The sequence below is a fragment of the Citrobacter sp. T1.2D-1 genome (assembly GCF_950098555.1).
Classification (GTDB): domain Bacteria; phylum Pseudomonadota; class Gammaproteobacteria; order Enterobacterales; family Enterobacteriaceae; genus Citrobacter_A; species Citrobacter_A telavivensis.
In genome coordinates this window covers 1-394 of record NZ_CATNHH010000054.1, presented here as the reverse complement: position 1 = coordinate 394, position 394 = coordinate 1, and the positions used below count along the sequence as shown (strand labels likewise).

Here is a 394-nt window from a genome sequence, read left to right as displayed (position 1 = left end):
AACGTCTTCCGAATGTCGTCTAGCTCACTTTGTGAAAATACCAGTTCGGCACTTGCCAAATTCTCGTCTTAACGCTCAACCTTCTTCGTGCCTGGAATTGGCACAATGCCATCGTACTGTGCAAGCAACCAACCTAATGCAATTTGGGCTGGAGACACATTCTTGTTGTCAGCCAGGAGTTTAACGTAATCAACCAGCTGTAAGTTTTGGCTGAGATTATCAGGAGAGAAACGTGCAATTTGGCTTCGGAAATCATCAGAATCAAACGTAGAGTTTTGGTCAAAACGGCCTGTAAGAATGGCTTTACCCAAAGGACTAAAGGGTACGAACCCAATCCCCAGCTCCTTGAGTGTAGGTAAAACACTCTTTTCGGGGGCTCGATACCACATTGAAT

Annotated in this window: 1 protein-coding gene; it reads right to left on the bottom strand. The window is 45.2% G+C overall.

Annotated elements, in window-relative coordinates:
• Window positions 1-68: 68 nt before the first annotated feature.
• Window positions 69-394: aldo/keto reductase (locus tag QQZ17_RS21175; protein ID WP_284554170.1), on the bottom strand; the 326-nt coding region annotated here is incomplete at its 5' end.